This is a genomic window from Mesorhizobium sp. L2C066B000, assembly GCF_000502335.1.
Lineage (GTDB): Bacteria > Pseudomonadota > Alphaproteobacteria > Rhizobiales > Rhizobiaceae > Mesorhizobium.
On sequence record NZ_AYWZ01000042.1, the window covers coordinates 1 to 5,701 of the forward strand.

Here is a 5,701-nt window from a genome sequence, read left to right on the forward strand (position 1 = left end):
CGAACCTGCGGCGGCGCCGGCCGAGGTGCCGGCATTGGTGGCGCTGGTGGCGGCAGCGTTCTTCGAGGTGAGCGCCGCAGCGGCACTGGCGGCAGCAGCGCTGGCCGCGCCCACCGCATCGCCCAGCGTGTCCTCCGACAGGTAAAAGGCGATCGTGACCGCGTCGGTGCCGATCACCGGGTCGAACGTTTCGAAAACATAGACGAAGTCTGCCGAGACCGCCCCCTGCTGCACATGCACCGTCGTGCCCTTCTGCAAGGTGCGGGCCGTGCGGGCATCGGCGGCGCGGAACCATGCGCCTTCGCTGGCGGAATAAATGCCGTTGTCGCGGGCATCGGCCTGGTTCTTGACCAGCACGCGGTCGCCGACCTCGGCCGGCACGCCGTCGATGGTCTGCAGGCCGTAAAGGGTGATGTTGCTTGTCGTCGCCAGGCGCACGGGTTCACGCTCGCCGGTCAACAGGCGAACGGCGGCAGTTGCAGGTCGGGCCATAAGGCTTGCTCCATGAAAAAAGCCCCGCGAAAGCGAGGCTTGAAAGAAGTTCCAATTTGGTGCGCGACGATCAGCGCTGTGATGAAGGCCGAAGAGTTAGACGCGGCGCATCACCCCTCCTCTTGCGCAGGTAGCGCAGCCGCTTGCGCTGCGCAGGCGTCACATAGCCATCCCCGGCCTCCGCCAGAATACGCTCTTCTTCGGTCGGCACTTTCTCCGGTTCAGCCGGCAGCCCAAGCTCGATCCTCAGCGCCATTGCCTCGGCGTCGCCCTCTGCATGACTGTGCGACCGATGTCTTCGTATTTGGCCAGTAGCTCTGGCCATTCCGAAGGATCACATGTCTCCAGCCGCCACAACCAGGCTATGGTCGGGTGTTGCCGCCGCTTGTTCAGTTCGATGTCGTCGTCATAGGAAACGGTTCCACCGAGAAGTATCTTCCTGCCTATGTTCATTGCGGCGACCCAAGGCCGCCGTCCCATGCGATTTTCAAAGTGACCGCTGGCCAGCCCTTCAGATGTAAGTGGGCGCTAGCGCAGCGAATCTAATAGACATTGCTGTTCTTCTCAACGGGTCCGTCCATACTGAAGCCACTTTGTCCGCTGGACAAGTATAACTCGGCAGTTCCTCCAACGCCCACGATCAGGCTGTCCAGCTGAATTATGCGTCTCAATGCTTCGGAATTACGGTGACAGTGCACTCTTTTCAATTTGTCAAGTTTAGAGTTTTCGCTCTACCTGCACTGGTGCGGACCTCTAGAAATACGCTGTCACCGTAATCCATCATTCTCGAAATTTTCATCTACGAACATCTCGGCAAATTTCTGAGGCGAAAGCGTTACGTCGTTGTCGCGAGCGATTTCGAGGTTCCTCGCCCATAGACCCCGGATTTCCGCCGGTATTCCTCGGAAAAATGAACAGATGCGGCAATTGCGCCCTGCCACTGTCCATCGCCGCCATAGAGAGTGTGCAGTTTGAGAGCTATCGCCTTCAAGGACTTATCCACCTCTTCGGGCAGCTCACCAATTACCCACAAAACATAAAATTCCAATAGTTTAAGCAGCGGCTTTCCGTCATAGCGCGGGTTATGTTCCACTCTATCTCTCCTATGCGTCATTGATGGCGTATTCGATAAGCCTTGGACAAACCCCCGCTAGGCTAGGTTTTTCTTTTATTGAGGCAAGCCAACCCTCGATGACTTCTCGACAGATATGTATCTCAAGAAAATATTCCAAACCGGCTTCGACGGCCTCCGGTGGCGATCTTCCCGTGTCCAGCCCGGTAGCAACCATCGCATCGGAATCCTCGGTCCAAGGCTCCGACGCATAAATCGTGTCGTACTCGTCAAACTCCGACAGCCTTGCAACTATGTCTATCAGCCTGCCTACTTGCCCCAAAGAGAAACCCTCCGCCACGATTCGGATGCAAAACCTCCTGGAAGATGGTACCATTATTATGTTGGGATCTAGGGACGAGTTGCTTGCGCCGGCGGTTCGGTGGATTTGCAAATGATCGTCCGACGCTGGTCATGGCTCGTGCTCCTTGCACTCTATTCCCCGTTTCGTCCCGCCTTTTCCAGTGCCGCCTTACGCTGAACTTCGATAGTTCGATTCCAAAAGCGCACCACTTGAAAATGCTCTTGCCTGGTCAACCAGATCTTGTTCTCCATGCTAACTGGATCGCCGCCAACCGCTACCGGTTTGATCTCGAACAATTCCATGCCTTTGGAACGCGAATCTGTACCTTGGACGCTCATTTCAAGTCCTCCAACGCAGCAAATAGACCGGCGAGGTCACGCGCTATCGTCTCGGCGGATTGCCGTTCCATAAATATGAATGGGATGCGCACGATCGGCATTTCCACATCGTGGGTGTCGAAGCCATAGGCTTCCCCTCCTCCATTCGACGCAAACAAGAGGATGCCTGGTGCGTATTTCTCAACCTCATATTCTCGATTGAAGTCTACCAACTCTTCAGCCTTGAAAAAAATTATATAGCTGTCGCCGATGAAGCCTTCACCTCCATTATGCTCCCTAAGGAAATTGGCGTAATCCTTCGGCAACGTCACTCCCAGGCTTGCGGGCAGGCCATCGACAACTGCAGCTTGAGCCGGTGGGTCGAAACGTCCCTTAGTTAGTGCATATCCCACTGCTATTCTCCAATGTCTTTTAGTAATTTGTTCCACCAGGGCGTAACCTGCTGCTGATGAACTTCTCGGGGCAGAATGACCTTGTTGGACGGATCGGTCGGACTCCCGCCAAACTTCACTGGCTTAATTTCATGCACATCCACGGGCTGGCCGACAAGGCCTCGCTCTTGGCGGATAATGCGATTGGCCTGATCAGCCGCTTTTCTAGCAGCTTTTTGCTGTGTACCTTCTAGCCGTATGAATAATCCATCTGGCTTGGGCACAACCGCTATCGGATAATCTGCCCAATCTGACATTGAGAAACTGCCCGAGGGGAGATCGAGAGCGACGGCCGGGTGTCCGCTGCCACCTTCGACGAGTCCCGCGCCTTCCTTAGACAACTCACCGGGAAGCTCTTTGGCGATGAGACCTTCGGCGCGCCCCGACGCCATGGCACTCAACGGCTCAAGTGTGCGAGGTATCCCTTTCGCGGCAACAGCAGTTCGCCCAATGCCCGGCCCAGGTATCGCCCAGCTCAATGCGTCATTTCCCTGACGCATCATCACCTTCTCGGCATTGTTCGAAGGCTCGAAGTAGCCTTGGCTGAAATCGGGAGGATCGCTTGTTCCAAGGGAAGCCCCGTAGCCAATCCCCTTCATCAATTTGCCTGCGAATATCCCCGCATTCGCACCTGCCTTGCCAAGGCCTCTGGCCTCCGATCGAAATACCTCGATCGCCGAAAGGCCAGGCTTGCCGCCAGGAAGAATCCCGCCCAGGCCGGCCTCATCCAATTCCCGAACCAAAGCTGCTCGTGCGACAGGACCCTTCGTGCGCGCGAACAACTCGCTCGCCTTCGCGTAGTTGTCCATGAAGTACATGCTTCCGCTGTCGCGCTGCTCGGCAAGCTTGAGGAGAAAAGAGAACGGCACGGGTTGGAGATTTTCATCAGCGATGCCCAATGCATTTTGCTGGGCGACAGACAAGGCTAGTGTTTTGTCGTAAGTATCTTGGTCGAAAGCCTCTGAATCAGAGGGCCCAGTGCCAAATACGGCTTTCCAACCCTCCGAGATTTCTGAAGACAATCCATCGACATAGTCACCTGGATAGACTCGCCTCCTTTCCAGGACCAGATTTGCCGCGGCAGCGGTTGAATCGTGGCCCGCCTGATCCGCCGGTGAAGCGTTCGGCCCCGGCTCGGCACTGACAACGGCGGCATTGATCTCCTGGTTCGACATGGTCGCCATGTCGAAAATCTTCTTGCCGACATTGGTACGCCATTCGAGACCCTGCCGGCGCCTGTCGCCCTCATCGAGGCCATAGATGGTCCTGTAGGCGTCCTTGCCCGGCATTGGGCCGGAGTAGGCGCCCGTGCGTGCTATCTCGTCCGGCGCTTCCCTCTCGGCGCGACCGATCTCGACGCGCGTCTGGATGTCCTGACTGAATTTTGCGACCTTTGCCTTTAAGGCCAGCGCATCCTGTTCCTCCTGCGGAAGATCGTCCCTGAACGCCTGCGCGATGCGGTCATCCGGCGTCTGCGTGCCGACGCGGTCTTCTTTCCCGGGCGCCATCCTTGGGCCGTCCACAAAGGAGTTGCCCGCAGCCTGCGCGCTATCGCCAGCGGTCTCGCCGCCGGCGACCGGCACCGCACCCAACATTTCAGCAGCGCGCTTCGGGTCCGTGGCGATCATCGCCTGAACCAGCGCCTTGGCCGCGTTGGTGCGCCAGGCGGCTTCCGCCGCTTGCCTGGCAAGCGGGTTGCCGATCTTGGCGATCAGGTCGAGCCCGCTCTGCCGGATCGCCTCGAAGTTCGCGGTGTCGTTCGGGTCGCCTTTTGCTATGGCGATGGCATTGGTTGTCAGCGTCGTGTCGACGGTGGCCTTCTCGTAGTCGTCGCGTTTGGTCTTTTGCCGCAGCGCCATGCGGTATGCGCCAACGACGCGCTTGTTTTCCTTCTCACCTGCGAAAGCGGCTTGCTGGCTTTCGGGCATCGTCCGTTTCGCATCGTCGAACAGCGTATCGTACAGGCCTGGTTTCACCACCCGGCCGGCGCGCAGGTCGACCTCGCCATACATGGCTTCATGCATGCCTGCGCCATCCGCCGGCGCGTTCGCCGCCACTTCATCTTCGGCCTGCGCGATCCGCGCGTCGAAGCCGCGACGCGCCAGCTCGGCGTCGAACGCGTCCTGCTGGTCCTTCATCTGCTGGTAGCGTTCGGCAAGAGCGGAAAGGTGGTCGCCGAAACCTTGCATGGCGCCGCCGATCGGCGACCCCTGGGGATATTGCACGGCGTTGCCGGTATCGAGCCGGCGCTGGCCGACGGAAAGGGGGATGATGTGTACCATCTAGGTGTTCCCCGCCCACGGAGCCCTGAGGGCCGCACTGCCGAAGATCACGGAGCGGCCCGGCACAGCGGCGGCCGCAGCGCTTGACGCTGCCGCTTTCGTCGGGTCGTAGATTTTGGAGAGGCCGCCAACGAGCGCGCTGCCGGCGTTGAAGATTGACGCCGTCACCGCCTGCTTGCCCTGGAAGCGCGAGATGGCGGCTTGGCTGTTGAGATTGTTCTGGCGCAGCTTCGAGCCGTACAGCAGCGCGCCGAGATCCGCCTGGCCCTGCCTGGCATTCGCCGCCAGCACCTCGGTCGGCGAGCCGGCTATGCCGACGCCGGACGCGCCGGCCTGGGCGCGCGCCTGCGCCTGCAGCAGGTCCTGCTTGTGGCGCTCCTGGCCTTGCTCGAAGGCGGCGGCTTGAGCATCCGCCTGCGCCTGCTGCTCATAGGCCTTGGCCTGATAGTCGGCCATCTGCTTCGACTGCTGGCCCTCGGCCAGCGCGCCGCCGACGGAAAGAACGGTGCCGAGAAGGGCAAGTGTGCACATGGTCAGCCTCGTTCGCCCAGGGGTTTGATTGCAGGAATGGGTTTTCTCGCGGGAATGGGTTTGATTGCGGGAATGAACTTGCTTTTGACGCCGGCGACCGGCGCGCCAAGCTGCGGGCGCGGGTCGAGTGGACCGCCGGCAGCGAGCAGGGACAAAAGCAGCCGGTCGACCTGCAGCCCGGCGCGGCTGAGGCGAGCGGGTGCGGCTGCCCG

7 protein-coding genes and 2 pseudogenes are annotated in these 5,701 nt (G+C 59.6%); all 9 read right to left on the minus strand.

The features are described from left to right. Positions 1 to 492, minus strand: a pseudogene (locus X733_RS0136395) (hypothetical protein); the annotation flags it as partial. A gap of 70 nt (positions 493 to 562) precedes the next feature. Further along, complete coding sequence (locus tag X733_RS136655) at positions 563 to 748, minus strand: hypothetical protein (protein WP_023820445.1); 186 nt, start codon at positions 746 to 748, stop codon at positions 563 to 565. A 579-nt stretch (positions 749 to 1,327) separates the two neighbouring features. Beyond that, entirely contained in the window at positions 1,328 to 1,585 is a 258-nt protein-coding gene (locus X733_RS1000000170035) for a hypothetical protein (protein ID WP_155924307.1), read from the minus strand. 10 nt (positions 1,586 to 1,595) lie between these two features. Then, on the minus strand, positions 1,596 to 1,904 hold the full coding sequence (locus X733_RS136645; protein WP_023753144.1) for a hypothetical protein: 309 nt from the start codon (positions 1,902 to 1,904) through the stop codon (positions 1,596 to 1,598). A gap of 134 nt (positions 1,905 to 2,038) precedes the next feature. Next, positions 2,039 to 2,245 carry a hypothetical protein gene (locus tag X733_RS136640; protein ID WP_023734799.1) on the minus strand — a complete coding sequence of 69 codons (207 nt, stop codon included), beginning with the start codon at positions 2,243 to 2,245 and terminating at the stop codon, positions 2,039 to 2,041. After that, entirely contained in the window at positions 2,242 to 2,637 is a 396-nt protein-coding gene (locus X733_RS0136400; protein ID WP_023735867.1) for an SMI1/KNR4 family protein, read from the minus strand. Before X733_RS0136400 ends, X733_RS136640 begins: the two co-directional genes overlap by 4 nt. A gap of 2 nt (positions 2,638 to 2,639) precedes the next feature. Continuing rightward, positions 2,640 to 4,958 (minus strand): hypothetical protein, encoded by a 2,319-nt coding sequence (locus X733_RS1000000170440; protein ID WP_023753145.1) that lies wholly within the window; start codon positions 4,956 to 4,958, stop codon positions 2,640 to 2,642. Then, positions 4,959 to 5,489: a hypothetical protein gene (locus tag X733_RS136635; protein ID WP_023747773.1), complete on the minus strand. Its 531-nt coding sequence runs from the start codon at positions 5,487 to 5,489 to the stop codon at positions 4,959 to 4,961. A 2-nt stretch (positions 5,490 to 5,491) separates the two neighbouring features. After that, positions 5,492 to 5,701 (minus strand): annotated as a pseudogene (locus X733_RS1000000170530) (hypothetical protein); the annotation flags it as partial.

Excerpts from the sequence above, each read along its gene's own strand:
- X733_RS136655 (WP_023820445.1), bottom strand. The coding sequence starts at position 748 with ATGGCGCTGAGGATCGAGCTTGGGCTGCCGGCTGAACCGGAGAAAGTG.
- X733_RS136640 (WP_023734799.1), bottom strand. The coding sequence starts at position 2,245 with ATGAGCGTCCAAGGTACAGATTCGCGTTCCAAAGGCATGGAATTGTTC.
- X733_RS1000000170440 (WP_023753145.1), bottom strand. The coding sequence starts at position 4,958 with ATGGTACACATCATCCCCCTTTCCGTCGGCCAGCGCCGGCTCGATACC.
- X733_RS136635 (WP_023747773.1), bottom strand. The coding sequence starts at position 5,489 with ATGTGCACACTTGCCCTTCTCGGCACCGTTCTTTCCGTCGGCGGCGCG.